This is a genomic window from Anaerococcus tetradius ATCC 35098 (genome assembly GCF_000159095.1).
GTDB classification, from domain to species: Bacteria; Bacillota; Clostridia; order Tissierellales; family Peptoniphilaceae; genus Anaerococcus; species Anaerococcus tetradius.
Genome location: NZ_GG666295.1, coordinates 312,982 through 333,982, shown reverse-complemented (window position 1 = coordinate 333,982; position 21,001 = coordinate 312,982). Strand labels below are relative to the sequence as shown.

Annotated in this window: 45 protein-coding genes and 1 tRNA gene; all 46 read left to right on the top strand. The window is 34.5% G+C overall.

The genetic code is table 11. The annotated features are described in order from the left end of the window. Positions 1 to 7: 7 nt before the first annotated feature. The 46 genes from HMPREF0077_RS01690 (at position 8) to HMPREF0077_RS01485 (ending at position 20,994) form a co-directional block, all read left to right on the top strand. Positions 8 to 205: a MerR family transcriptional regulator gene (locus HMPREF0077_RS01690; RefSeq protein ID WP_004836135.1), complete on the top strand. Its 198-nt coding sequence runs from the start codon at positions 8 to 10 to the stop codon at positions 203 to 205. A gap of 9 nt (positions 206 to 214) precedes the next feature. Next, a complete protein-coding gene (locus HMPREF0077_RS01685; protein WP_004836133.1) occupies positions 215 to 397 on the top strand; it encodes a hypothetical protein in 183 nt (60 codons plus the stop codon). A gap of 57 nt (positions 398 to 454) precedes the next feature. Then, positions 455 to 640 carry a hypothetical protein gene (locus HMPREF0077_RS01680; RefSeq protein WP_004836131.1) on the top strand — a complete coding sequence of 62 codons (186 nt, stop codon included), beginning with the start codon at positions 455 to 457 and terminating at the stop codon, positions 638 to 640. After that, on the top strand, positions 637 to 909 hold the full coding sequence (locus tag HMPREF0077_RS01675) for a hypothetical protein (RefSeq protein ID WP_004836128.1): 273 nt from the start codon (positions 637 to 639) through the stop codon (positions 907 to 909). The genes HMPREF0077_RS01680 and HMPREF0077_RS01675 overlap by 4 nt, the downstream gene beginning before the upstream one ends. Further along, entirely contained in the window at positions 909 to 1,841 is a 933-nt protein-coding gene (locus HMPREF0077_RS01670) for a YqaJ viral recombinase family nuclease (RefSeq protein WP_004836127.1), read from the top strand. The genes HMPREF0077_RS01675 and HMPREF0077_RS01670 overlap by 1 nt, the downstream gene beginning before the upstream one ends. Then, positions 1,838 to 2,038, top strand: a complete 201-nt coding sequence (locus HMPREF0077_RS01665) for a helix-turn-helix domain-containing protein (protein WP_004836125.1) — start codon at positions 1,838 to 1,840, stop codon at positions 2,036 to 2,038. Before HMPREF0077_RS01670 ends, HMPREF0077_RS01665 begins: the two co-directional genes overlap by 4 nt. Then, positions 2,039 to 2,932: a recombinase RecT gene (locus HMPREF0077_RS01660; protein ID WP_004836124.1), complete on the top strand. Its 894-nt coding sequence runs from the start codon at positions 2,039 to 2,041 to the stop codon at positions 2,930 to 2,932. Further along, on the top strand, positions 2,933 to 3,736 hold the full coding sequence (locus HMPREF0077_RS10345) for a phage replisome organizer N-terminal domain-containing protein (protein ID WP_004836122.1): 804 nt from the start codon (positions 2,933 to 2,935) through the stop codon (positions 3,734 to 3,736). It begins immediately after the preceding gene. Further along, positions 3,733 to 4,233, top strand: coding sequence for a single-stranded DNA-binding protein (locus HMPREF0077_RS01650; protein WP_004836121.1), 501 nt, complete (start codon positions 3,733 to 3,735; stop codon positions 4,231 to 4,233). Before HMPREF0077_RS10345 ends, HMPREF0077_RS01650 begins: the two co-directional genes overlap by 4 nt. Further along, positions 4,217 to 4,378, top strand: a complete 162-nt coding sequence (locus tag HMPREF0077_RS10615) for a hypothetical protein (protein WP_004836120.1) — start codon at positions 4,217 to 4,219, stop codon at positions 4,376 to 4,378. The genes HMPREF0077_RS01650 and HMPREF0077_RS10615 overlap by 17 nt, the downstream gene beginning before the upstream one ends. Continuing rightward, positions 4,378 to 4,719, top strand: a complete 342-nt coding sequence (locus tag HMPREF0077_RS01645; protein WP_004836118.1) for a DUF1064 domain-containing protein — start codon at positions 4,378 to 4,380, stop codon at positions 4,717 to 4,719. The genes HMPREF0077_RS10615 and HMPREF0077_RS01645 overlap by 1 nt, the downstream gene beginning before the upstream one ends. Further along, positions 4,716 to 4,925, top strand: coding sequence for a hypothetical protein (locus tag HMPREF0077_RS01640; RefSeq protein ID WP_004836117.1), 210 nt, complete (start codon positions 4,716 to 4,718; stop codon positions 4,923 to 4,925). The genes HMPREF0077_RS01645 and HMPREF0077_RS01640 overlap by 4 nt, the downstream gene beginning before the upstream one ends. Further along, on the top strand, positions 4,922 to 5,095 hold the full coding sequence (locus HMPREF0077_RS10610; protein WP_004836115.1) for a hypothetical protein: 174 nt from the start codon (positions 4,922 to 4,924) through the stop codon (positions 5,093 to 5,095). Before HMPREF0077_RS01640 ends, HMPREF0077_RS10610 begins: the two co-directional genes overlap by 4 nt. Positions 5,096 to 5,137: 42 nt before the next feature. Next, entirely contained in the window at positions 5,138 to 5,362 is a 225-nt protein-coding gene (locus tag HMPREF0077_RS01635) for a hypothetical protein (protein ID WP_004836114.1), read from the top strand. Between the two features lie 3 nt (positions 5,363 to 5,365). After that, positions 5,366 to 5,698 (top strand): hypothetical protein, encoded by a 333-nt coding sequence (locus tag HMPREF0077_RS01630; RefSeq protein ID WP_004836112.1) that lies wholly within the window; start codon positions 5,366 to 5,368, stop codon positions 5,696 to 5,698. An 11-nt stretch (positions 5,699 to 5,709) separates the two neighbouring features. Further along, positions 5,710 to 5,889, top strand: coding sequence for a hypothetical protein (locus tag HMPREF0077_RS01625; RefSeq protein WP_004836110.1), 180 nt, complete (start codon positions 5,710 to 5,712; stop codon positions 5,887 to 5,889). A gap of 42 nt (positions 5,890 to 5,931) precedes the next feature. Beyond that, positions 5,932 to 6,225: a hypothetical protein gene (locus tag HMPREF0077_RS01620; protein WP_004836109.1), complete on the top strand. Its 294-nt coding sequence runs from the start codon at positions 5,932 to 5,934 to the stop codon at positions 6,223 to 6,225. Continuing rightward, positions 6,222 to 6,596 carry a hypothetical protein gene (locus tag HMPREF0077_RS01615; RefSeq protein ID WP_004836107.1) on the top strand — a complete coding sequence of 125 codons (375 nt, stop codon included), beginning with the start codon at positions 6,222 to 6,224 and terminating at the stop codon, positions 6,594 to 6,596. The genes HMPREF0077_RS01620 and HMPREF0077_RS01615 overlap by 4 nt, the downstream gene beginning before the upstream one ends. Beyond that, positions 6,589 to 6,774: a hypothetical protein gene (locus HMPREF0077_RS01610; protein WP_004836106.1), complete on the top strand. Its 186-nt coding sequence runs from the start codon at positions 6,589 to 6,591 to the stop codon at positions 6,772 to 6,774. The genes HMPREF0077_RS01615 and HMPREF0077_RS01610 overlap by 8 nt, the downstream gene beginning before the upstream one ends. Further along, positions 6,771 to 6,983 carry a hypothetical protein gene (locus HMPREF0077_RS01605; protein ID WP_004836105.1) on the top strand — a complete coding sequence of 71 codons (213 nt, stop codon included), beginning with the start codon at positions 6,771 to 6,773 and terminating at the stop codon, positions 6,981 to 6,983. The genes HMPREF0077_RS01610 and HMPREF0077_RS01605 overlap by 4 nt, the downstream gene beginning before the upstream one ends. Continuing rightward, the gene (locus HMPREF0077_RS01600; protein WP_004836104.1) at positions 6,973 to 7,176 is read left to right on the top strand and encodes a hypothetical protein; all 204 of its coding nucleotides are present in this window, start codon (positions 6,973 to 6,975) and stop codon (positions 7,174 to 7,176) included. Before HMPREF0077_RS01605 ends, HMPREF0077_RS01600 begins: the two co-directional genes overlap by 11 nt. Continuing rightward, positions 7,173 to 7,496 carry a hypothetical protein gene (locus HMPREF0077_RS01595; protein WP_004836103.1) on the top strand — a complete coding sequence of 108 codons (324 nt, stop codon included), beginning with the start codon at positions 7,173 to 7,175 and terminating at the stop codon, positions 7,494 to 7,496. The genes HMPREF0077_RS01600 and HMPREF0077_RS01595 overlap by 4 nt, the downstream gene beginning before the upstream one ends. Next, a complete protein-coding gene (locus tag HMPREF0077_RS01590) occupies positions 7,493 to 7,723 on the top strand; it encodes a hypothetical protein (protein ID WP_004836102.1) in 231 nt (76 codons plus the stop codon). The genes HMPREF0077_RS01595 and HMPREF0077_RS01590 overlap by 4 nt, the downstream gene beginning before the upstream one ends. A 62-nt stretch (positions 7,724 to 7,785) precedes the next feature. Further along, positions 7,786 to 8,223, top strand: a complete 438-nt coding sequence (locus HMPREF0077_RS01585; protein ID WP_004836101.1) for a hypothetical protein — start codon at positions 7,786 to 7,788, stop codon at positions 8,221 to 8,223. A gap of 50 nt (positions 8,224 to 8,273) precedes the next feature. Then, on the top strand, positions 8,274 to 8,525 hold the full coding sequence (locus HMPREF0077_RS01580) for a hypothetical protein (protein ID WP_155811716.1): 252 nt from the start codon (positions 8,274 to 8,276) through the stop codon (positions 8,523 to 8,525). Continuing rightward, entirely contained in the window at positions 8,522 to 8,881 is a 360-nt protein-coding gene (locus tag HMPREF0077_RS01575) for a hypothetical protein (RefSeq protein WP_004836099.1), read from the top strand. Before HMPREF0077_RS01580 ends, HMPREF0077_RS01575 begins: the two co-directional genes overlap by 4 nt. Continuing rightward, positions 8,871 to 9,053, top strand: a complete 183-nt coding sequence (locus HMPREF0077_RS01570) for a hypothetical protein (RefSeq protein WP_004836098.1) — start codon at positions 8,871 to 8,873, stop codon at positions 9,051 to 9,053. Before HMPREF0077_RS01575 ends, HMPREF0077_RS01570 begins: the two co-directional genes overlap by 11 nt. Next, a complete protein-coding gene (locus HMPREF0077_RS01565) occupies positions 9,050 to 9,328 on the top strand; it encodes a hypothetical protein (RefSeq protein ID WP_004836097.1) in 279 nt (92 codons plus the stop codon). The genes HMPREF0077_RS01570 and HMPREF0077_RS01565 overlap by 4 nt, the downstream gene beginning before the upstream one ends. Continuing rightward, a complete protein-coding gene (locus HMPREF0077_RS01560) occupies positions 9,325 to 9,690 on the top strand; it encodes a MazG-like family protein (protein WP_004836096.1) in 366 nt (121 codons plus the stop codon). Before HMPREF0077_RS01565 ends, HMPREF0077_RS01560 begins: the two co-directional genes overlap by 4 nt. A 17-nt stretch (positions 9,691 to 9,707) precedes the next feature. Next, on the top strand, positions 9,708 to 10,211 hold the full coding sequence (locus HMPREF0077_RS01555; RefSeq protein WP_004836095.1) for a hypothetical protein: 504 nt from the start codon (positions 9,708 to 9,710) through the stop codon (positions 10,209 to 10,211). A 294-nt stretch (positions 10,212 to 10,505) separates the two neighbouring features. Then, positions 10,506 to 11,012 carry a terminase small subunit gene (locus HMPREF0077_RS01550; protein ID WP_004836094.1) on the top strand — a complete coding sequence of 169 codons (507 nt, stop codon included), beginning with the start codon at positions 10,506 to 10,508 and terminating at the stop codon, positions 11,010 to 11,012. Next, a complete protein-coding gene (locus tag HMPREF0077_RS01545; protein WP_004836092.1) occupies positions 10,999 to 12,318 on the top strand; it encodes a PBSX family phage terminase large subunit in 1,320 nt (439 codons plus the stop codon). The genes HMPREF0077_RS01550 and HMPREF0077_RS01545 overlap by 14 nt, the downstream gene beginning before the upstream one ends. A gap of 8 nt (positions 12,319 to 12,326) precedes the next feature. After that, on the top strand, positions 12,327 to 13,682 hold the full coding sequence (locus HMPREF0077_RS01540; RefSeq protein WP_004836091.1) for a phage portal protein: 1,356 nt from the start codon (positions 12,327 to 12,329) through the stop codon (positions 13,680 to 13,682). Continuing rightward, complete coding sequence (locus HMPREF0077_RS01535) at positions 13,682 to 15,307, top strand: phage minor capsid protein (RefSeq protein ID WP_004836090.1); 1,626 nt, start codon at positions 13,682 to 13,684, stop codon at positions 15,305 to 15,307. The genes HMPREF0077_RS01540 and HMPREF0077_RS01535 overlap by 1 nt, the downstream gene beginning before the upstream one ends. Before the next feature lie 4 nt (positions 15,308 to 15,311). Then, positions 15,312 to 15,506: a hypothetical protein gene (locus HMPREF0077_RS01530; protein WP_004836088.1), complete on the top strand. Its 195-nt coding sequence runs from the start codon at positions 15,312 to 15,314 to the stop codon at positions 15,504 to 15,506. Between the two features lie 110 nt (positions 15,507 to 15,616). Beyond that, on the top strand, positions 15,617 to 15,751 hold the full coding sequence (locus tag HMPREF0077_RS10605; protein WP_169304251.1) for a DUF6364 family protein: 135 nt from the start codon (positions 15,617 to 15,619) through the stop codon (positions 15,749 to 15,751). Between the two features lie 84 nt (positions 15,752 to 15,835). Continuing rightward, positions 15,836 to 16,006, top strand: coding sequence for a hypothetical protein (locus tag HMPREF0077_RS10600; protein WP_004836085.1), 171 nt, complete (start codon positions 15,836 to 15,838; stop codon positions 16,004 to 16,006). A gap of 113 nt (positions 16,007 to 16,119) precedes the next feature. Next, the gene (locus tag HMPREF0077_RS10340) at positions 16,120 to 17,049 is read left to right on the top strand and encodes an ORF6N domain-containing protein (RefSeq protein ID WP_004836084.1); all 930 of its coding nucleotides are present in this window, start codon (positions 16,120 to 16,122) and stop codon (positions 17,047 to 17,049) included. A 41-nt stretch (positions 17,050 to 17,090) separates the two neighbouring features. Continuing rightward, positions 17,091 to 17,174: transfer RNA gene (locus tag HMPREF0077_RS01520), tRNA-Tyr, on the top strand. 84 nt (positions 17,175 to 17,258) lie between these two features. Further along, positions 17,259 to 17,825 (top strand): phage scaffolding protein, encoded by a 567-nt coding sequence (locus tag HMPREF0077_RS01515; RefSeq protein WP_004836082.1) that lies wholly within the window; start codon positions 17,259 to 17,261, stop codon positions 17,823 to 17,825. Between the two features lie 9 nt (positions 17,826 to 17,834). Further along, a complete protein-coding gene (locus HMPREF0077_RS01510; protein WP_004836081.1) occupies positions 17,835 to 18,887 on the top strand; it encodes a hypothetical protein in 1,053 nt (350 codons plus the stop codon). Positions 18,888 to 18,906: 19 nt separating this feature from the next. Next, positions 18,907 to 19,308, top strand: a complete 402-nt coding sequence (locus HMPREF0077_RS01505; RefSeq protein ID WP_004836079.1) for a head-tail connector protein — start codon at positions 18,907 to 18,909, stop codon at positions 19,306 to 19,308. Next, positions 19,298 to 19,654 carry a hypothetical protein gene (locus HMPREF0077_RS01500; protein ID WP_004836078.1) on the top strand — a complete coding sequence of 119 codons (357 nt, stop codon included), beginning with the start codon at positions 19,298 to 19,300 and terminating at the stop codon, positions 19,652 to 19,654. Before HMPREF0077_RS01505 ends, HMPREF0077_RS01500 begins: the two co-directional genes overlap by 11 nt. After that, positions 19,654 to 20,004, top strand: a complete 351-nt coding sequence (locus HMPREF0077_RS01495; RefSeq protein WP_004836077.1) for a minor capsid protein — start codon at positions 19,654 to 19,656, stop codon at positions 20,002 to 20,004. The genes HMPREF0077_RS01500 and HMPREF0077_RS01495 overlap by 1 nt, the downstream gene beginning before the upstream one ends. Beyond that, a complete protein-coding gene (locus HMPREF0077_RS01490) occupies positions 20,001 to 20,432 on the top strand; it encodes a hypothetical protein (protein WP_004836076.1) in 432 nt (143 codons plus the stop codon). Before HMPREF0077_RS01495 ends, HMPREF0077_RS01490 begins: the two co-directional genes overlap by 4 nt. Next, positions 20,425 to 20,994, top strand: a complete 570-nt coding sequence (locus HMPREF0077_RS01485) for a phage tail tube protein (RefSeq protein WP_004836075.1) — start codon at positions 20,425 to 20,427, stop codon at positions 20,992 to 20,994. The genes HMPREF0077_RS01490 and HMPREF0077_RS01485 overlap by 8 nt, the downstream gene beginning before the upstream one ends. Positions 20,995 to 21,001: the final 7 nt, after the last annotated feature.

The window sequence follows — 21,001 nt, the reverse complement described above, 5'->3', positions numbered from 1 at the left end:
AGGCAATATGAAAGTTTCAATAGCCGAGAGGGATTTTCTTAATAAGACGGAGATGGCGGCTTGGCTTGATATGAGTGTGAATACGCTCGATAAGATGGTAGAAGAGGGATTGCCTATATATAGGTGGTCTAGGAAAGTTTATTTTTTAAAAGATGATGTGAAAGAGTTTTTTAGAAAGAATTACATGCATGTTAACGAAATATAGGAGGAGTTTATGACACTAAGAATATTCGGGAGAAAGAAGACAAGTAAGAGAGCAAAAAGAGCAGATCTAAGAGTTATAGAGGGGGTGGATTTAAGAAGTCGTAAGAAGGAGCATAAGAAAATCTTAGGCTATAGAAGAGAAATGCTAATAAGTATTGATCCAGACAATAAAAAAGCCCTTAGCGTGAATTAAGGGACAAATTAAATAAGCTATACGAGGACTATACCTTATAGCTAATAAGGAGTAAAGATGAATTTTAAAAGAAGATGTGAGTTTACAAGAACTTTGAAGACTATAAAGTTAAATGATTTGAAATTTTTAAGAGATTGGCTAAAAAGCAAAGAAAGTGAAGCAGACCGAGAGGATAAGATGGAGCTTTTAGATATAGAGATACAAGGAAGAGAGAGTCTTTTGAGGAGGGCTGAGAGTTTATGAGAGTTAAGTTTACAAGGATCCTATATGTGGAGGATGAAGTTGATATCCCACTTCAAACAATCGAAGAAAATCATGATGGAGATATAGAGGGAGCTTTAAAGGCGAAATATATCGTTTCAGATAATTGCAAGATAAAGGATATCATCTTTGAGGATATCGAAGAGGGAAAGCTTGATGAAGATGACAAGGCTTACCTTAAAATGAGAGATGATGAAGCTAAGGAAGATGAGAGAATTTTAAAAGAGCAGTATTATAGGGGGCTTATGTAATGGAGAAGCTTGCTAATGTTTCGAAGCTTAGTCGTGAAGAATGGCTTGAGCTTAGGAAGAAAGGGATAGGCGGTTCTGATGCGGCGGCTGCTTGTGGGCTTAATAAGTGGAAGTCTAAAGCCCAGCTGTATTTTGAAAAGACAGGTCAAGTCGAAAAGGATATAGATAATGAGATTTTAAGGCAAGGAAGAGATCTAGAAGATTATGTGGCTAAGAGATTTACCGAAGCTACAGGTAAGAAGGTTAGAAGAAATAATTTTATGATGGTAGATACAGACCATCCTTATCTACTAGCTGATATAGATAGGGAGGTAGTCGGAGAGAATGCTATCCTAGAGTGCAAGACAACTAGTCCTTATGCTAAAGATAAGTGGGCGGATGGAGCTATTCCTATTAATTATGAGCTACAATGCCACCACTACATGATGGTAACTGGAGCAGAAAAGTGTTATATAGCATGCTTGATATTCTCAACAGACTTTATCATAAGAGAAATTCCAAGAGATGAAGAAGTTATCGAGATGTTAAAATCCCAAGAGGTTGATTTTTGGGAGAATTATGTGCTAAAGGGAGAGATCCCAGCACCAGATGGGACAAGTGAGTATGACCAAGCCCTAAAAGATAGGTTTAAGGGCGGTCTTGAGGAAGAGGTAAGCCTTGAAGTAGATAAGACAGACTATGAGGCTTATAAGGAGAGAAAAGACCTTATAAAGACACTAGAAGCCGATAATAAGGAGTTTGAGCAAAAAATAAAGCTCCAGTTAAAGGATAACAATTTTGGGGCTAATGACTTTTTGTCTGTATCATATAAGCCTTATACAAGTAACAGATTTGACAGTAATAAATTTAAGATAGATGAACCTGATTTATACGGAAAATATACAAAACAGTCAGAGTCTAGGAGATTTTATTTGAAGGAGATTGTGAAATGAAGATAGATTCATTAAAAATTAAGATGTTAATGCTACAAAAAGGCTTTAATATTTGCGGATTAGCCGAGGAAATGAAATCATCAAGGCAATGGTTGGGCGTGGTCTTAGAGCGTGGACACGCCACATTAAACTATATAAGCAAATTAGCCAAAGCCCTAGATGTAGACCCTAAAGAGATTGTAAAGTTGGAGGATTAAATGACTAACGCAAAGAACGCACTAAAGAAAAATACACAAAATAAGCCAGCTTTAAGCAAGCAGGATACTGTTAGAGGGCTTTTAATGAGCATGAAGGGGGAGATCCAAAACGCCCTACCAAGTTATTTGCCAGTTGAAAAGTTTGTTAGGACTGCCTTAACTGCAATTAATTCTAATCCTAAGCTTGCAAATTGTACTCAACAAAGCTTACTTGCAGCTATTATGAATTCTGCTCAATTGGGATTGGAATTTAACACTCCATTGGGTGAGGCTTATTTGATCCCTTACGGGTCTACTGTGAACTTTCAAATCGGGTACAAAGGACTTTTAAAATTAGCTTATAATACTGGGCAATTTAAGAGAATTACAGCAAGAGAAGTGAGAGGAAATGAAGACTTCGCTATAGATTACGGAACTGGCGAGATAAGCCACAAACCTTGCTTGACTGGTGATAGTGGAGAGGTTATAGGCTACTATGCTATTTATCAGACCAAGGACGGTGGTCAAGATGTATTTTATATGTCAAAGGCTGATGCAGAAAGATACGGCAAGACCTATTCTAAGAGTTTTTACTCAGGCCCATGGAAGACAGACTTCGACTCCATGGCCAAGAAGTCCTGCTTGATCCAAGTTCTTAAGTATGCTCCTAAGGCTATTGAGTCTCAAGGACTTATCCAAGCTATGAGCTTTGATAATGCTAATTTTACTGGTAGTCAAAAAACAGTTGACAACCACTATGATTTTGATGTGAATTATGAGGTCGTAGCAGAAGAGGAGCAAGAAGAGGCTCCAGCTAATGTTGACAAGGATCCAGGAGAGATTATCGAGGAGAAGAAAGACAGCAAGCAGGATGATTTTTTCGGAGATGATTTTGAGCCAGTCAAGGAGGTCTGATTGAGTGATAATAAGAGGTATTATTGGCTGAAATTGCCAGAAGATTTTTATGATGATGACACGATCCAATGGATAGAGGACCAGGAGAATGGAGCGGCTTATGTAAATTTTTACTTAAAGCTACTCCTAAAGAGCCTATCAGATGATGGTAGGCTTATAAGATATGTCGGTCAAAGGCTTATGCCTTATGATGTGAAGTCTCTTGCAAGATTGACTAATACTGATACTGATACTGTTAGGGTCGCCCTTGAGCTTTTTGTGAAGATTGGTCTTGTAGAAAGGCTTGAGACGGGGGAGCTTTATATGAATCAGATTGAGGAGATGATAGGCAAGGAAACAGAAGCGGCTAGAAGAAAGCGTAAATATAGAGCAAGAAGAGCTATCGAGGGCAATAAAAAAGCCTTACCTAATGGGACAATGTCCCAAGAATACAGGACACCGTCCAATCAATGTCCCACAGATAATAGAGATAAGATACAAGATACAGAGTTAGAGAAAGAGAATAGAGACTATAATAATAAGCCGGATTTTGGAAAAAATGAAAATCTAGTTATTGATTATTATTATAATTCGGTAAAAAACAACACCAATAAAAAGGATTTGAAGGAGATAGTCGAGGCAATAGAGACCTTTGGTTGGAGAAAGGTTTTTTACACTCTTATTTATTTGAAAGAAGACCAAAAATCTAATATAAGCGGTTTTAATTATGTGAAAACTGTACTTGAAAGCAAGAAATATGAAGATGATTTTGTAATTGATTATGTTGTTAATAGAGAGATTAAGAAAATGAGGAAAGGAATATGAATAAGGTTTTATTGATTGGCAGGCTTACTAAAGATCCTGACCTAAGATATACGACCAGCAATATGGCGACTTGTTCTTTTACTTTGGCAGTTGATAAGGGACTAAGCAGAGAGAAAAGAGAGGAGGCGGAGGCGAACAATCGCCCTACCGCTGATTTTCCAAGAATAGTAGTTTGGGGAAAGTTAGCTGAAAATGCTAGTGCATACCTAAGCAAAGGTAGTAAGTGTGCTATCGAGGGAAGGATCCAGACGGGTTCTTATCAAGATAGGGAAACAGGCAAGACTGTGTACACGACAGATATTATTGCAGATAAGGTTGAGTTCATAGATAGTCAAAATCGCACGCAGGGTAATGCAGGAGCGACAGAAAGAGATAATAGGGGCAATTACACCAGCAAGGGTGGAAATTATCATAGAGGGCAAAATGAGGACGATTTCTTTGGTGATGATTTTCAAGAGGTGCAAGATGATGGGAGGATATATGAATTTAGTTGTTAGTTTTGTTAATGGTCGAGAAAAGTATTTTAAGGTTGACGATTATTGTTTTGATGAAGAAATGGGGTACTTGGAATTAATTAGATGTGAGAAAACTGCTGGAATGATTAGTCTCAATCAAATTATTTGCTGGTATGTGGAGGATTGATGGCTTATAACAAGTACAAGAACAAGAAAACTATTGTCGACGGTATACCATTTGACAGCCTCAAGGAAGCCAGGAGATATCAGGAACTTAAGCTTTTAGTTAGGGGCGGAGTGATTAAGGATTTGGAATTGCAGCCAGTTTTCGAGCTGGTTCCAAGTCAAATTTATAGAGGTAAGACCATGAGGAAGGTTAGCTATATTGCTGATTTTATGTATAAGGACATTAAAAGGGATGTTACGGTGGTGGAAGATGTAAAAGGCTTCAAGACAGATGTATATAAAATCAAAATGAAGTTATTTTTGTATAAATATCCCGATTATGAGTTTAAGGAGATCAGATGAGAAAGCAAGTTATGCCAGTTTTGGAGATTGGGAAGTTTTATAAGATTCGTTTCAAGGATGTTAAGGCGAATAGTAAGTATAAGAAGGCAGATGAAGGAAGGCTAGTTTATCTTGATGATAGGTTGGCAGTTTTTGATAATGGCAGATATAGGGATTGTCAGATGGTTAAGAATTATAAGTGTGATTGGGAGGTGATGAGGGGATGACACCTCAAATGACAGAAACTTTGTTTTATTTTATGATAGCGTTTGTGTTTAAAATGGGTTTTGAAGATACTGATATGGAAAGAGTCAAAAATATATCAAAAGCTGTTGTTGCAGCGATTGCTTTTAAATTTATATATTTGGTATATTGGCAATGGCAATATCTAGGATAAGTGTTGAGTACAGTTGAGTAAAGTTGAGAAGGAGTTGAGAAGATGACTGAATTTTATTATGTGACAATATCATGCGAAGCTCAAGATTACTATGAAGTGATGGCTGATAGCGAAGAAGAAGCGAAAGAAAAAGCTTGGAAAATAGCTTTAAAAGCAATACCTAATGCAGACCACCCGATTATACACGCTGAAAGTCAATCAGAGAGAAGACAACAAGAGGAATTTCAAGAGTTTTTGGAACGGAAGAAAAACGAAGAAAGGGATTAAAAGATGTTAGAAAATGATTATTGTCCATATTGCAAGGCTGAACTAGAACCAGAAGATGTAGTGGAAGTTTGTGATATTACAGGAAACAAACAAGTGGAGTGTCCCAATTGTGGGAAGCATATAAGAGCGAGTTTTGAACCGAGATTATGTATGTCACTAACAAGCGAAGAATACTATCTAAGGCAATTAGAGCGTGAAAAAGAAAGCTATAAAAAAAGACTCAAATCAGAAGATGATCAAGAAGGTAAAGATTTTTATGAAATGATGATCAAGGAAGTAGACGAAAAAATAGCAGAAGCAAAAGCAAATATAGAAGAAAATAAAAATCAAGAATAGGAGAACAACAAATGATAAAAGAATTAGAAAAGAGAAATTTAACATTGAAAGACTTTAAAGAATTAGTGGAAAAATCAGATAACAAAAAAGCTAAAAGATTATTACCTTACATGTTAAGTGATGATTGTTCGGAAGAACAACTTAATAAGTTGGTAGAGTCATTTTTCAAATTAGAAGAAGAATCAAATTAAAGCTATCGAAAGCGATTGTGAAGCAGGGAGGCAGGAGAATTTATGAAGACTAAGGAATTTATAAAAAGAGTTGAAGAGTTAGGGTTTGAAGTTGAATCTATTGGACTGTTTTACCGAATTAAAAATAAAAACGATTTAGTAATCGCTGCAATATGCAAAAATGTATTGCTACAAATTAATACAAATTATCTTGGATGGGAGTTTGTTGATGAAGAGGATAAGACAAAACTGTTTAACCTGTTTTTCGATTATGCAAAGACGCCTATTGGGAATAGGGGGGAGAAAAAGTTTTATTTTGATTTGGCTAATTTTAAATTAGTGGAGGTGGAAGAATGAATTTTAGACCAGACCCAGCAGAATGGGAAAATAAAAAAATGACTGAACCATCGGTAGGTGGAGATTTTAGTCTAAAGACACTAGACGGTCTTAATTTAATAAATATGTATAGAGGTTATGATGTATTTTATGCTCATTGGATAGCTACTAATAGGCTGGGGAAATTAGAGGATGCCTTGACACTTAAAAAACAAGAAGATTGGCACGAAGATTATGGAGATTGTATTTGGTTTAGGAAAAATAAAGGATGTTTTGAACCTGTATATATAGGGGGTTGTCTTGATGATGATTTTCCAAAAGCTTATGCAGAATTTTTTATACAAGTACCTATTTTATTTGATGAGGATTTGGTGAAGGTAAAGGATGAGTAAAGGTCGAAAAACCAAGCTTAATTTTAAAGTATGGGACTCAAAATTTGACATTTGGGCTCATTTTATGATTATCGACAATATGCTTTTTGTGATGGAACCATTTACAGGCGTTTGGATTAGAGATGACGAACAGAAAAGATTTAAACTAAAACGTGCTAAAAAAGAGGTGGAAGAATGAAAATCACACTTTATTATGATGATTGTAGACACTATTCTGATGTTGATTATCCTTGTAAAACATTAACTGTTAAAGATTATGAAGAGCTTGGATTCCTTTTTTCTAATAAGTCAGAATATATAAGATGTGATAATGAAGGTGGACATCAAGTGTTATTGAAGAAAGATAGAATAATTGAAATTTGGATAGGAGAAGAGAATGAAGGATAAGAAATATCAAATCAACTTGACGGAAAAGCAACTTGTAATGATAAATGAACTAATCGAGGATAAATTTCAATTTGCTAGCGATATGAATGAGGTAGTAGAAGATGGAGTGGAACTTATGTCTTTAGCAGCCCATCTTAATTTTGAATTAGGTTTTAATCAAGGTTATGCAAAATCATTAGAGGTGGAAGAATGACCAAAAACAAAAGAGGCAGAATCTTAAAACTTGTAGAAAGAATTACTAAAAAGATAAACAGTTTAGGTTATGCGACACCTGGAGATGCTTGCGAGATTGTAGAAATGCTTGATAAATTAGAAGACTATTTAATGAATTATAAAGCTTATAATACAAAATTTAAGGAAGATATTAGGTATTTACGTTATCTAGCATGGTCTATTGCCGCCGCAGGAGCTGATAGGCAAAAATACTATGATGAAGAAACTATAAAAGATTTAGGCATTTTAAAAGACAAATTGTACGAATGGACTTCAAAAGAAATGGACGTAGAAGAATGAAAATAAGACTACTTAATCCGTACTACGAGGAAGAAATCGAAGTTGAAGAGAGTTTAGTTTATTTCAAGTGCTGTTATAGGAATGTTGAATTAGGAATTGTAGACTCCATAAAACTAACGCAAACAAAATGTTATGACAGCATGGGAGCAGAAAGGTCTTGTGGTACAAGAATGATATTAATAAGCCCTAAACTTTGGGCAAAGGTGGAGGTTATAGATGAGATATAATGCTATAGATTTTAAAGAGACATACGAAGATATCAAAGATAACATAGGAGGCGGTTTTAGAAATGGCAAACATAAGAATGCTACAAAGTACATTCTTGACTAGTACCCCACTTATAAAGGTTATTAGCGAAGGTGAAGAGCAAAGTCACATAGTAGGTAGCAATCCACACGATCAGTTTATACTAGGTAGAAACGGAGGCTTGCACTACTACAACCTACAGTGTTGCGAAAGTACAGAAGAATATGGTTGCTATAAATTTGACTTGAAAGAACCGGAAAATGATTATGAAGAAATAACATTTGACAAAGTCGACTTTATAGAACTAATGGATATAGATGCAAAAAGATTTGGTCTTAAAGATGATTCAAGATACATTTTACTTAAAAAGGAAATAGAAAAGTTATTTGAGTGTGCTATAGAAGATAGAGAAAATGAGAAACAGGAAATATTATATAAGGTTTTAAGCGAAGTTATCAAAGACTCAAAGGAAGTCGGATGAGATACTTATATGCAATGAAATTAAGGCCTTACTATTAGAGGGATATGAATATGGAAATTCAAGATAATCAACCTAGACTAACAAGTGGATATAAAAAGAGACTTAATAGAGATAAGATTGGTAACGTGTTACAGATTATAAAATTCTTAGATAGGTATGACTTGAGTCTAACAGTAACTGCGGAAGGAACATTAGTAGTATTTGATAAAGATATAGATGATGTATTAAGAATTGACTCATACGAAGATCAGTTTATAAGAGAAATGCTAGGAATGGGTGAAATGTGTTGGAGTGAGGAATGATTTATAAAGTATTAAAATCAGAATTATTTATAGCAGAAACAAAACTTTTAGGAAAATATCAGCTATGGGAAAATAAGGCACTGCATCCAACTCATATTTGCCATTCTAAAGCTTTTGGCACAAAAGAAGATATTGAATATGCAACGAGTAATCATTTTTGGTGTGGATTTAACGTTGAAAATCATGAGTTAAGGATTGAATGTAGTTCTTATGGTGGTATGTGCGGATTTGAATTTACTAAAGATACTTTGAAGGAAGAAGGTCTATCTAAGATAGATAGGGATTGTATAGAATATACTTTTAAATTTATCAACACCTTAAAAGAAAAAGGGATTATATGTGAAAATGAGTTATGAGATTGTAGAATCCGGAAGCTATACAATAAGAAAGGTTGTAGAAGCGAAAAGTAAAAAAGAAGCTAAACAGATAGTTGAGAATTGGAAATATGGAGATCAATTCCCTGATGAATTTAAGTTTGAAGAATGTTTTGGTACGATAAAGAAATTAGGAAATGAAGGTTATAGATGATTAATCAAAGAAATGTAGAAAGATTATATCAATTAATTATAGAAGATGATGAGCGGTTATGTGGGAGTCAATGGGAAGATTTGGTTGTATGTGAGTATGACACACCGCAAAGTATACTTAATCAGTTTATAAATATATTTTTAAACAATACTTTTAGAGAATTTGATGAAGATATTGATGCATTTGTTTCAGTTGCTAACCGAGAAGAAAGAAAAGAAGCTTTGATTAAGTTTTTTGAAACTGTTGTTAAGGATTTGAAAGAGGATAAGGAATGAATTTTGAACAATTACAAGATAAGGTTTTAAGCTGGGCAGATGATAAGGACTTGCTTCATGCTGAAAATGCAGAAAAACAATTTATGAAATTTATAGAAGAGGTGTTTGAGTTTAAGACGGAGTTTGATTATTTGGTGAGGATAGGTGAAGACCCATCAGAGTGTTATTCTGATTATGAGCAGATAGAAACCCAAGAAAATATGAAACTTGAAATGGGAGATATTTTTGTTACCCTCATTATCCTTTGTGAACAGCTTGGGATTGACCCTGTGGATTGTTTAGGGATAGGCTGGTTAAGAAGATTGATTGTATTAATGCAGATTATGTGCAGCGGTTGGATATTAAGGGTAATTTCAAGATGATTGAGAAGTGAAGGGGGGTGGTTGTTTTGGATTATGATAAGTTAAGGTCGGCTAATAAGGATAAGGAGAGGATTTATATCGTTAAGTCAAGACTCAGGAATTATGGGCAAGATTTAGCAATTAAGGAGGCTATAGAGGCTAAGATTTCAATGTTAGAGGATAGCTTGTCAATTGGTGCTTCTTGGTCTTCTTCCGATGCGGTTAAGGGCGGAGGAAGCAAGCAAGAGGATAAGATGGTGGGCGTTTTTGATGATGTGGTGAGTCTTAGACGCACTCTTATGCAGATTGATTTGGATACTAGGGCTATTTCTTTTGCGATAAAAGGTCTTTCTAAGGAGGAGTTGTTTATTGTTAAGAATATGTGGATGACGGAGAGTAAGGCGGAGGCTATGAGTTTTCAGGAGGTGGCGGATAGGCTCCATTATAGCAAGAGTACGGTCAGAAGAATGAGTGATAGGGCATTGCTCTACATATATAAGAGGTTGTATTTAATTGAGGGGCCTGATGTAGATGTGAGGTAGGCTGGCACGATTTTGGCACGATTCTGGCACACTTGAAGCCTTTATATATGGTATTATAGTAGTGTGTTTAATTGGGGGACACCTCTGATTTATTTGTTTTACATAAAAGGGCAGGCTATAAGGCTTGCCTTTTTGTGTATAAAGCTTTTATCTAAGCTGCCATGCAAATCCTTTCGTATAACTTCATAGTTCTTTCTTTAATTTTATATTTCTACGGCGTGATGATTGTTCTCACGTGCATGGCGGTTTGGATAAGGGTTTTAAGTAAATGTTTTGAAAGCGAGGTGATGTGCTTTGAAGAAATTGACAATTAAACAGAAGAAGTTTGCTGATGAGTACATCAAGACTGGGAATGCTACCGAGGCATATAAGAAAGCTGGTTATAAGTATAGTAGCGATAATATGGCTAGCGTTGAGGCTCATAAATTACTAAGAAATCCTAAGGTAAAAGCTTATATTGATAAAAAATTATCAGAGTTAGAAGCTGAGACCATTGCTGAATCAAAAGAGGTCCTGCAGTACCTAACTGCTGTTTTAAGAGGTGAAACCCACGATGAGGTTTATTATAAGACTGAGTTTGGAGGAGAAGCCCTGGGACAAGTAAAGGTTCAGAACAAAGATAGGCTAAAAGCAGCTGAACTTCTTATGAGAAGATTTGGGCTTAATGCTTCTGACCTAGAAAAAGAAAAACAACAAACTCAAATCGAGAAAACTAAAACTGAAATACAGATTATGAAAGGTATATCAGAAGAAATTGAGGACCTTGAAGATATAGATAGGATGATTTATGGAGACGATTAAGAAAAGAAGGACAATTCCCTTCAGGTTTTCCAAAAAACATGTTGACTATATCAGAAGTTGTAAAAATAATACTTATAACATCGCAGAAGGGGCTGTAAGAGCTGGTAAGACTGTTGATAATGTTTATGCCTTCAGCCATGAATTAAGGACGACCAAGGACAGGTTGCATCTTGCTACAGGGTCAACTGCTGCAAATGCCAAGTTAAATATTGGAGATGCCAATGGTTTTGGTCTTGAATATATTTTCCGTGGTCAATGCAGATGGGGGAAACATAAGGGTAATGAAGCCTTAATTATCAAAGGTCCTTATACAAAATTTAGAGAGAGGATAGTCATATTTGCTGGTGCTGCCAAAGCTGATTCCTATAAAAAGATACGTGGTAATTCCTTCGGTATGTGGATAGCTACAGAGATAAACTTACACCACAAGGATTCAATCAAGGAAGCCTTTAACCGTACAGCAGCAGCTAAAAGACGTAAGTTCTTTTGGGATTTAAACCCTTCAAGTCCTAATCATTTTATTTATGCCGATCACATAGATAAGTACCAGAATATGATTGATGAGGGAATAGATTTTGGTGGATATAATTATAAGCACTTTACTATTGATGATAATATCAATATTTCCGACCAAAGAAAGAAGGAGATAAAACTCCAGTATGATCCTAATTCAGTTTGGTACAAAAGAGATATACTAGGTCTTAGGGTAGTTGCTGAGGGTCTTATTTATAAGCAATTTGCTGATAATCCAGACGATTATTTAATAAAAGAAAAACCTCACGAATTACAGATGATACAGATTGGAGTGGACTTTGGTGGTAATAATTCAAAGCACGCTTTTATTTGTTGCGGTATTAGTCGAGGTTTTAAAAAGGTCTATGCTTTAAGGTCTGAGAGATTAGAACCTGATAAGCCAACAGACTTATATAATCAACTTATAGACTTTGTAAGGGTTATCCAATCTACTTATGGAAACGTCGACCTCATATATGCAGATAGTGCTGAACAAGTTTTAATTAAGGGTATGCAAAAAGCCCTACTTGATGCAAATTTAAATATAAAGATTAAGAACTCTATCAAGAATCCAATCAATGACAGGATAAGGCTTGTCAATACTTTGATTGCCTCTGATAGATTTTTTTATACCAAAGATTGTAAGAGCCTTGGAGAGGCTTTATCTACTGCAGTATGGAAGGAAGAGGAAATGGAAGATATAAGGCTTGATGATGGGACAAGTGATATTGATACCCTAGATGCCTTTGAATATTCTATTGAAAAATTTATAAAGGTGCTTATGAATGTATAGGAGTTAAAATGCTAGATAGAGAAATTAGAGAAAGGCTGGGTAGTCTTGCCAATAATATTGATAATAATTATAAGATTTGGTTGGATTGTTATCATGGCGAGCCTTATTGGTTAAAAAATGATTATGATATTGATAAGTCTCAATCTTTAAATTTGTGTGCAGCTATAACAAGTGAGCTTGCAAGACTTGTAACAATGGAACTTGAAACAAAAGTTGATGATGAAAATATTGATTTGATTTATCAAAGATTTGTAAGACACATTAGAAAGTTTGCTGAATATGGATTAGCTTTAGGTGGAATTGTTATAAAACCATATGTAGAAGACTATTCAAGAAAGCTTATTGATATTGATATAGTACCTGCTAATAAGTTTATAATCTTAGGGTTTACAAGCTTTGGAGATATTAATCATATTGTTTTTATAGACAGGATTAAGAAAAAGGATAAGAAAGATAAGGATATATATTTTACAAGACTAGAAGAACACGAGATAGGCGATAAATATTTGATAAGTAATACTGCTTATATGTCTAATAATGCTGAAACTTTGGGTGATAAAGTAAATTTAAATTTAATAGATGAGTGGGCAGATATGGCAGATGAAATGATTGTAGAATCGGATAGACCTTTATTTTCATATTTCAAAAATCCTCAGGCTAATAATTTAGATCTAGATTCTAACGAGGGTATATCTTGTTTTGCTAGGGCTATATCATTAATCCAAGATGCAGACGAGCAATATCAAAGGATAATGTGGGAGTATGAGGGAAGTGAGCTTGCAATAGATGCAGATATAACAGCCTTAAAGAATACTGACACACTACCAGTTGGAAAAGAAAGATTATTTAGAAACTTAGGTTTAGATATGGGTTCAGGTAACAAGGATTTCTATAATGTGTTTAGTCCTGCAATTAGGGATTCATCTCTTTTTAATGGTTTAAATGGAATTATAAGAAAGATTGAATTTCTTTGCGGACTTGCCTATGGAACTTTGTCTGATATGGAGTTTACCGCAAAGACAGCGACAGAAATTAATACATCACAGCAAAGGTCTTATTCTACTGTAAAAGATATTCAAAATGAATTGGCGAGGTGCCTTGAAGATTTTGTGGAGATATTAAAATATTGGTTTAAGGAATTATCAATTCCATTTAATGATAATTGCCAAGTATCCTTTGACTTTGATGATAGTCTTGTAGTTGACTCTGAAACAGAACAAAAGATAAGGCTCCAAGAAGTGGCAGCAGGTATCTTAAAGCCAGAAGCTTATCTAAAATGGAGATATGGCGTAACTGATGATGAGTTAATCGACATACAGGCAGGAGTAGCTGAAAAAAGAGAAGATGTAGCTGAGGAAGAATAATGCTTAGTCCAGAATATATGGAAAGAGTAACCGACCACCTAATAGAACTATATCAAGGCTTAGAAGATGCCATACTTGAAGATATAGCAAAGAGGATAAATAAGAACGGATATTTAACTGCAACGGGAGAAAGACAAGCGGAGGTCTTGATTGAAAATGGATATACAAGTGAGGAAATAGGAAGCCTTTTAAAACCATACTTGGATGATATAGACGAAGAAATTCACGACATAATCAATAGGTCTAGTCTAAAACATTATGAAGATGAAATGAAAGCATACAGGTCTGTTAATAAAAGCTTAGTTGATTTGCGTAAAAACAACCATGTAAACAATACGATTGCTAGTGCTATGGATAGACTTATAGAGGGAAATAGCAATATAACAAAATCTCTTGGAGTAGTTTATAATGGCGAGAATATAAAATTAAATGATTTCTATATGAAGTCCCTCAATCAAGCAGCTTTTCAAGTTGCAAGTGGGGCTTTTTCTAGGCAACAAGTAGTTAGAAATTTAGTAAACAATCTATCTGACTCTGGAATAAGAGTAATTAACTATCAGAATTCAGGAAGAAATTATACTGTAGAATCAGCATCAAAAATGCTTGTAAGGACTACTGTTAATCAAATGACTAGTGAAATATCTTTACTAAATGCTAAAGATATGGAACAAGATTTGATGGAAATATCCGCTCATGCTGGAGCTAGACCAAGTCATGCTGAATGGCAGGGGCAAATAGTTTCATTATCAGGTGATAACACCAAATACCTAAGTCTTGACGATATAGGCTACGGAGATGTTGGTGGATTTCTAGGAGCAAATTGCAGGCATAATTGGTATCCTTTTTTTGAAGGAATATCAGAGAGGAACTGGACTAAAGAAACGCTTGAAGATATAGACCCAGAGCCTTTTGATTTTGAAGATAAGGAATACACCTTCTACGAGGCAACCCAAAAACAAAGACAAATAGAAAGAACTATAAGAAAATACAAGCATAGAGTTATGATGTATGACAAGGTTGGAGATGATGAAAGCAAGCTTATCGCACAGGTAAGATTACAAAGGCAAAGACAGTTATATAAAGACTTTAATAAGGCTGGCAATCTTCGTCCAACTACTGTAAATACCAATGTTTATGGGTATAATAGAAGTAAGGCAAGTGAGGAAGTTTGGGCTAATAGAAAAGCACAAAAGAGAGCAAACATTCTTTACGATTTAGGTTCTGATAAGCTTAACTTAGATATTTATTTAAGAGATGAAAAACTAAGAAAAGCTATCAGAAATGATTTCAATCTCAACATAAACCAAGGTAGACAAGATAAACATATACAAGGCACAAATAATTATAATCAAGAATTGGCACAAGGTAGATACAAAAGTTATTTACTAGAAGGCGTAGATCCACAAGATTTAGTTAATAAGTATGCTGGAACAGGAGAATTAAGAAGAGTTGAAAATATAGGCAAATGGATTAATAAAGAATTTATTGAAGCTGATAAGGACATAGGATATTGGATAGATATTAAAACTGGAGATGAAGTAATCACAAACAGATTTTCAATATCATATAGTAAAGGAAAAGGAGTTCATATTGTACCAGCGAAACCAAAACATTATAGGAGATGATTCTATGACATTATTAGACATGATGTATAATTCTGAAGGTAAAAATATAAAAGTATTTTTCAAGGATGGAACAGTAAAAGAATTGTATTGTGAAGAATATGTACAAGCCGAAGACGAATGGGACGAACCGATGCTTTTTTATGGGGGCAATGGTGCGATTCTAAAATCACAAATTGAGAAAATAGAAATATTAGACTAAGCACACTAGCAATTGTTAGATGTGCTTTTTTAGTACGAATTTATCTATTATTTAATTATTTCCTTGACTGATTGAATGATTGAATGTATAATTCAAAACAGGAGGTCAAGATGAAAACAATTACGGTAAGGCTTGATGATGAATTGCACAAAAAATTTAAGCTATATGCTTTAGAAAACAATAAAAGCATGCAAGAGATCATTGAAGAGTATATAAAAAAAATAACAAAAGAAAGTAAAAAATAAAAAAATATTTTTAATTTACCCTTGACAAGTAACGAGTAACATAATATAATCGTTGTAACGAGTTACAAAAAGGGGGTGAATTAAATGAGTAGAGCAGAATATATGAAAGAAATACGAAAGAACAAAAAAGCTTTCAGTGTTCTACTTGAAAAAGAAAGATTTAAAATCATTGATGATTACTTAAAGAATGAAAATATGAGTAAAAAAGAATGGTTAGAATCTAAAATAGATGAGATAGAAAGACAAAAAAAATAAAGGTAGTGTTGACGTTCAAACAAAACTACCTTTAAATTCAACGATAAGGAAATCCTCATCTCAAATATATTATAACTCATTAAGGGTTTCCTTTCAATTAAAAAGGAGCTAAAATGAATAGTATAACAATTAATAATAACAGTATTGAGAGAAAATTATACAACAATCAACCAGTAGTAACTTTCAAGGATATAGACTTAGTACATGAAAGAGTATCTGGGACAGCTAGAAGAAACTTTTATAAGAATCAAAAACATTTTATAGAAAATGAAGATTATTATCTTGTAACCGTTGAAAATGCTAAATGTACGAATTTCGTACATTCAAATCTACCACCTAAAGGTCAATATCTTTTCACAGAAAGCGGATACCTAATGTTAGTAAAATCTTTTACTGATGATTTGGCTTGGGAAGTTCAAAGACAACTTGTTAATTCTTATTTTAGATTAAAAGAGGAAACTTATGAGCAACTAGAAATAGAACCACACAAGCTAGAAAAGAAAACCTACAAGGGTAAGCCTGTTATGACTGTTAGGGATATAGTTTATTTAACTGGACAAACTAGAGATTCTTTAAACTGGGCAATTAAAAGAGACGGCTTGGGTTTGTTGCTACAAGGTAGATCACTTGAAGATTTTAGAGAAGAAAATAGTTTTGTTTTAGGAGCTACAAGAAGGTTGAATATTCTCTTTAATGAAGATGTTTATAGATTGACAAAAAATCAAAATATACCTGGAGAAAAGAGAATTAGAATTAATGAGTATTTCAATAATTCATCTATTCCTAGAGAGGAAAAGAGTATAAAAGTAAAGGATGTTGAAATATTACAAAAAGTAGAAAATTTAAATGCCTTATATTTTCTAATACAAAGATTTGGCATTGATGAAAAAATGAAAGGTGATATAACTGAAATAATTTCAGAGAAATATGTTGAACTAGGATTTCTAGACCATAAATGCAGAGATTTGCGTGTGCATACTCTTGAAGGTTGGAACTTGGGTTGTAAATTTCAAAATTATAAAATGATGATTATAAACAATTAAATAGTATTAAATTAGGAAGCTTTCGGGCTTCCTTTTTTTATGGGAAGATACCGAAGTGGAAAACGGGACGGTCTGTAAAACCGTTGGCTTAGCCTTCGTGGGTTCGAATCCCATTCTTCCCACCATGGTCAAAGCAGACCTAAAATGCTGGAATGTTACTAGTCTAAAGTCATAGCGACGACTTAAAAAGCTTAGGAATAGGAGATTTTATGAAGACAGAAGAACTCAAAGAAATAGGGCTAAATGATGAGCAAATAGCGGCGGTTTTTAAGTTAAGAGGTCAAGAAGTAGAAGATTATAACAATCTAAAAAAAGAGTATGAGACCTTAAAGACTGAAAACGAAAACTATAAGTCCCAAGTAGCAAGTGCAAATGAGCAAATAGAAGCCTTTAAAGATATGGATATAGACTCCATAAAAGCGAGTGCAGAGGAATACAAAAACAAATATGAACAAGCACAAATCAAAGCTAAAGAAGATATCGAAAGAATTAATCTTAATAATGCCATTGATTTAGGCTTAGTTAATGCTGGAAGTAGAAATTTAAAAGCGGCAAAAGCTTTGCTTGATATCGATAGTCTAAAGGATTCTAAGAATTTAAATGATGATTTAAAGGCACAAATTGAGGGGCTAAAAGAAAGCGACTCATACCTATTTAAAATTGAGGGAGAACCAAAGCAAAAAGGCATAGGTAAGTCAGGTTCTATAGGTGATAAGGAACTTAAAGATATGACTTACGAGGAAATGCTTCAAGCTAATAAGAAAGGTATTTTATAGGAGGTTATAATGCCTAAATTATTTGACAAAACATATTTTAATGCGGAAGTATTTGAAAAATACGTTGATACAATCGAGAGAGAAAGAACAAACGAACTACTAACATCATCTGCTATTGTAGAAAGGGCAGACCTAAAAACTAGAATGGACGAGCAAGTAGGCGGTAATATTATTGTTACTCCAATTGCTGGTATCCTATCAGGACAAGCTGACAATTACGATGGATTAACAGATATCAAGTCTGATTCTACAAATACTTTTTATCAAAAAAGAGTGGTTATTGGTAGAGCTCATAGCTGGACTGAAAAGGACTTTGTTTTTGATATAACAGGCGGTCACGACCCTATGAGAACTGTCGCTAATCAATTATTAGATTGGTGGGCAGACTTAAAGCAAGATTCGCTTCTTGCAATCCTTGAAGGTATCTTCTCAATGACCAAGGCAGAGGATAAAAAATTTGTAGACGCTCATACTTATAAAGATAGGGTATTTGGACAAGTAACTTTAAATAACGCACTACAACAAGCCTTCGGAGCAAGAAAGAAAAACTTTGCAGCAGCTATTATGAACTCAGCTGTAGCAACTCAACTTGAAAACCTAAATTTAATTCAATATGCAAAATACACAGATAGCAGAGGAATAGAAAGACCAATGGCTCTTGCAAATCTAAATGGTAGACCAATTATTATTGATGATTCTTTACCAGTTAGCAAAGAGGGAGAATATACAACATATATCTTTGGTCAAGGTGCTTTTGAATATACAAAAGCAGGTGCTAAAGTTCCTTATGAAACTGACAGAAACCCAATGAAAAATGGTGGAGAAGATACCCTATACACTAGAGATAGGTTCTGCTATGCTCCAAGAGGTATTTCATTTACTGAGGCTTCTATGGCTTCATTATCACCAACAGATGATGAATTGAGAAAGGGAGCCAACTGGGAAGTAGTTAAAAATGCAGATGGAACATTCCCACTTAACCAAATTCCAATTGCTAGAGTCCTAACTAAACTTGAAGCGTTAAAACCAGCTGATGGAGAAACAGCTAACCCAGCAGCTTAATTTAGAAAGGGGTTAATTAATGTTAACCTATAGTGAATTTAAAGAAAAAAGCCCTAATGTAGATATAACTGAGGGGCTTTTTCTCTCCCTACAAAGGAGGATTAGAAGGCGTATAGATTGTTTGACCTTTGAAAGAATAAGTGATGGAGATAAAACTTTACAAAAAAGGATTGATGATGTAACGCAAGATATTATAAATACACTCTATTTTAACTCTAGAGAGCTTTTAAATAATATCGAGGGCAATTCATCACAAAATATAAAATCGGAGTCTGTAGGTCAATATAAGGTGGAATATGCACAAGCTAATAGTATATCTGTTAATGAAAAAGATAGATTCACCAAAAACGTGATTGATGAAATGATAAGAGAAGCGTTTATCCATACTGGGCTGATGTATAGGGGGATAGATGATAACTAATGCAAAAGTAACGATACTTAAGAAAAAAATAGTCAATCGAGAAAATAAATACGTTGTATTAGGGACTTACCCTTGCCATTGGGAAGAAACTAGGGGGATAAATACTAATCGTACTGCTAGAAATAGGGACGATATAGACAAGATAACTTGTTTTATACCTAATGAGCTCTTAAGAGAAATAGATGTTGAGGACTTAATAATCAGAAATGACGAAGATAAAGAAATAGAACAGTTAAAAACAGCTAAAGATTATGAGAAAAAGTACAAGGCGAAGATTGTAACTGTTTCAGATGTTTTTGATTTTGGTTCTAAAGATATGCAGCATACAAGAATAGGGGCGAATTAATGATTTTTTTTGATAAGTTCGATTTCGACAAAGTTAAAGCCCTAAAGAAAAGAGACCTAGATACAGGTGGAGAGGTGCAGAAGTTTATCGACAGCGAATGTATAAGAAGAATGGACCCCTATACTCCTAAAGATGTGGGAACTCTTATAGGGTCAGCAACTAGTCAGACGAGCATAGGAAGTGGAAGGATAGTACAGCAAACACCATACGCTAAGAGGTGGTATTATGAGCCTGCTAACTTCCAAGGAGCACCTATGAGGGGAAACAGGTGGTTTGAGAGAATGAAGTCAAGCCATAAAGACTCAATCTTAAGAGGTGCAGCCAGCATAGCAGGAGCTAAGGCAAAATGAAGTCGATAATAGAAAGTATAAGGGAATATTTTCTTGATTGTGATTTGTTAGATAGTGAGGCAAGGCTAAATGTTGATTTTTTAGGAGACCAACCTATAGAATATGGCATTTATACCGAGCCTATAACGCCGTTAATTAAAAAATATGTAGATGGTGATGAGTTGAAACAATTTGGATTCATCTTTACTACAAGAAATTATATGGACGGTGATACAGTTACACAATTAGAAAATAGTGCTTTCTTTGATAAATTAGTTAATTGGATTGAAGAAAGAAATTATAAGAAAATATTTCCTAAATTAGATGGGGATAAATACCCTTTAAAGTTAGAAATAGTAACGAATGGATACTTGTCTAGTGCTGAAACAGGTTCTGGTCAGTATCAAATACAAATGAGATTAGTTTATATGGAGGTAAACAATGGCTGAAGCTACAACATTACAAAATTTAAAAGAATTTAAAGGTCTAGTATTAAGGGCTGATGTGGTCTCCTTTATGGAAGTAGAGGGAAAATACTACAGAATGAAAGGTTTTACAGACCTTCCAACATCTAAAGAAACCGAAGAATATTCAAGAAAATACGTTGATGAGAAATCAGAAAGAACTGCAGTAACTGGTATGACTTCAACAACTGACTTTACTCTAGATAGATATAAGGGTAACCCAGTTCACGAAAGAATTCAAGAAGTTTTTGATAAAGAGCAACTAGCCGATGACGCTACAGTTAATATAGTGGTAGTTGATTTTGCAAAAGAAATTGAAGGACAAACTGGAAAATATTATGCCATTAAAAGAAATCATACAATCGTTCCGGATTCTGCTGGAGATGGTACAGACGCTTATCAATATTCTGGAAGCTTCAAAGCTAATGGAGCCCCAGTTGAAGGATATGCAGAGTTAGGCGATGGCGATACTGAATGGTTAACAATTAAATTTACAGAAGGTACTGCAAAAAAAGCGTCTGAAGGAACATCAGGAAGAACTGCTTAATTAAAAT